This is a genomic window from Dietzia sp. HMSC21D01 (genome assembly GCF_001815995.1).
Lineage (GTDB): Bacteria > Actinomycetota > Actinomycetes > Mycobacteriales > Mycobacteriaceae > Dietzia > Dietzia cinnamea.
Window position 1 is genome coordinate 1 of the sequence record NZ_KV823620.1, and the last position, 2,383, is coordinate 2,383.

Sequence of the window (2,383 nt, forward strand, 5' to 3'; positions counted from 1 at the left end):
TCGCCGGACGCTCCCGCCGCGCCGTCCTGACCACCGGGGGCGCCGCCCTGGGCGGGTGCACCCTCAGCCCCGCCGGCCTCACCCTGCGCGGGCTGGCCGTCCGCGTCCTGACCGGCCGAGGCGTCCTGCTCGACCTGGGAAGTGCCCTCCTCGGCCGTGGTGGCGGCCTCGTCGTCGTCGCCCCCGAACAGCTGCACCAGACCGATGCCCACGGCGAGCACGACCGCCGACAGCAGCACCATCGCGATCGCGCGGTACGGCGGGCCGCTGGGCTCGTCGGGACCGCCCCCGCCCGGCCCATACGGGTCGTCGGCGTCGTACGGGCCACCGTCCCGGGGGTCGCCGTACTGTGCGTCGTCGTACCGGGGATCGCCGTGGTCGGGGTCGCCGGGCTGCGGGGCGTACTGCGGGTTCTCGGACTGGGAGCTCACGCGCCCGAGTCTAGGTCAGTCGAGGCGCATTCCCAGGTTGCGCGCCGCGCGTGCCTTCTGGCGGCTCGAACGCATGCGGCGCAGCCGCTTGACGAGCAGGGGATCGGCGGCCAGGGCCTCGGGGCGGTCGATGAGGTCGTTGAGGATCTGGAAGTAGCGGGTGCCCGACATGTCGAACTGCTGTCGGATCGCCTCCTCCTTGGAGCCGGCGAACTTCCACCACTGCCGCTCGAACTCGAGCATCTTCTGATCCCGCTCCGACAGGACGGGGTCGGCGGCGGGCAGCGGACCCTCCCGGTCGCCTCCGGTGGTTGCCTCACGCGTCGCGGCAGCCGATCGACCCATGCGCGCACCTCCTCGTGTACCAACGGGCACCGCACCCGACGCCCAGGCCAGCAACCCGGCCAGCAGTCCGGCCAGATCACACCGTTGTGATTCCCCCGTAGTGAACCACACGCCTCCGACACCCCGCCATCGCCGGCGCACTAGAATCGGCGACCATGGCCGTCCGTCCCATCGTCATCCTCGGCGATCCCGCGCTCCACGCGCCCACCGAACCCGTCACCGAGTCCCCCGAGGAGATCGCGGACCTCGTCCGGGACCTCTACGACACCATGGACGCCGCCAACGGGGTGGGCCTGGCCGCCAACCAGATCGGCGTCCGCAAGCGCGTGTTCGTCTACGACTGCCCCGACCTGGACACCGAGGACGGCGAGGGCGTCTCGCGCGAGGAGGTCGAGGCGCGCGGCGGCTGGCTCAACCGGCGCGGCTGCGTGATCAACCCGGTCCTGGAGACGTCCGAGATCCCCGAGACCATGCCGGACCCCGAGGACGACCTCGAGGGCTGCCTGTCCGTCCCGGGCGTCAACTTCCCGCGCGGGCGTGCGTGGTGGGCGCGCGTGACCGGCACCGACGAGCACGGCGAGCCGGTGTCGGTCGAGGGCTACGGCCTGTTCGCCCGCTGCCTGCAGCACGAGGTCGGCCACCTGGACGGCTTCGTCTACACCGACCATCTCATCGGGCGGAACAAGAAGGCCGCCAAGCGCCACATCCGCGACGCGGGCTGGGGTGTGCCGGGCCTGAGCTGGGATCCGGCCACCGACCCGGACCCGTTCGCCGACGAGGAGGACTGGGACGGCGACGACGACGAGGTCGTCACCGACCATGGCTGAGCAGGACCGGGGTCTGTCGGGTCGGTCCCGGTGGAACTCCGGCCGCCGGGTGGCGGTGGGCGAACGCGTGGTCGTGCGTCGCCATCTGGCTCCCGGTGAGGCCTCGCACCTGTACACGGACGTCATCGGTCACGTGGTGGCGCTCGAGCCGGAGCTGATCGTCCGCCGGGAGTCCGGCGAGGAGCTGCGGATCCCCGACGCGGACGTCGCCGTGCTCAAGGTCCTGCCCCCGCGGCCGGTGCGGGCCCGCGACGTCCGGGCGCACGAGTACGCGGGTGCGCTGGCGTGGCCGTGCCCCGAGTACGAGCTGGTCGACGGCTGGTTCTGTCGGGCCGGCGACGACTGGTCGTATCGCGGGAACTCGGCCGTGCCCGTCCTGCCGTGGGCCAGTTGCGAGGACCTCGACGGGGTGCGCGACTGGTACGCCGCCCGCGGCCTGCCGCTGCGGTTGGTCGACGTCGAGCGGCTCGTGAAGGTCGAGCGCATGATGCTCGACGGCGCGCCGGTGGACTCCGCGCGGATCCGCGCCGACCGTGACCTGTTCCTCTGCACTGCGGACAGCGAGGCGCTGCTCGCCGTGGTCGACGCCGCCTTCCCGGCCGACACCCGGCCCGCCGTCACCCTGGCCGACCGCCCCGACGACGACTGGCTGGCCCTCTACCACGCCACCGCCGACCTGGACCCCGAGCGCGTGCGGCCCGCGATGCTCGCCACGGCCGGCATCCTCACCGACGGTCCGGACAGCGGCGATCCCGGCCCCGGCGGCCACGTCGTGTTCGC

General features: G+C 73.1%; 3 protein-coding genes and 1 pseudogene. 2 read left to right on the forward strand and 2 right to left on the reverse strand.

Annotation, left to right across the window (positions count from 1 at the left end; genetic code table 11):
• Both HMPREF3086_RS19210 and HMPREF3086_RS00640 read right to left on the reverse strand, forming a co-directional pair.
• Nucleotides 1-431 (reverse strand): annotated as a pseudogene (locus HMPREF3086_RS19210) (hypothetical protein); the annotation flags it as partial.
• A 15-nt stretch (nucleotides 432-446) separates the two neighbouring features.
• Nucleotides 447-776 (reverse strand): DUF3263 domain-containing protein, encoded by a 330-nt coding sequence (locus HMPREF3086_RS00640; RefSeq protein ID WP_061227935.1) that lies wholly within the window; start codon nucleotides 774-776, stop codon nucleotides 447-449.
• Between the two features lie 155 nt (nucleotides 777-931).
• Between HMPREF3086_RS00640 and HMPREF3086_RS00645 the strand changes: the two genes are divergently transcribed.
• Nucleotides 932-1,603: a peptide deformylase gene (locus tag HMPREF3086_RS00645; protein ID WP_007630501.1), complete on the forward strand. Its 672-nt coding sequence runs from the start codon at nucleotides 932-934 to the stop codon at nucleotides 1,601-1,603.
• On the forward strand, nucleotides 1,596-2,383 hold a 788-nt coding region (locus HMPREF3086_RS00650; RefSeq protein ID WP_070719702.1), incomplete at its 3' end, for a GNAT family N-acetyltransferase, cg3035/Rv0428c family. The genes HMPREF3086_RS00645 and HMPREF3086_RS00650, both read left to right, overlap by 8 nt.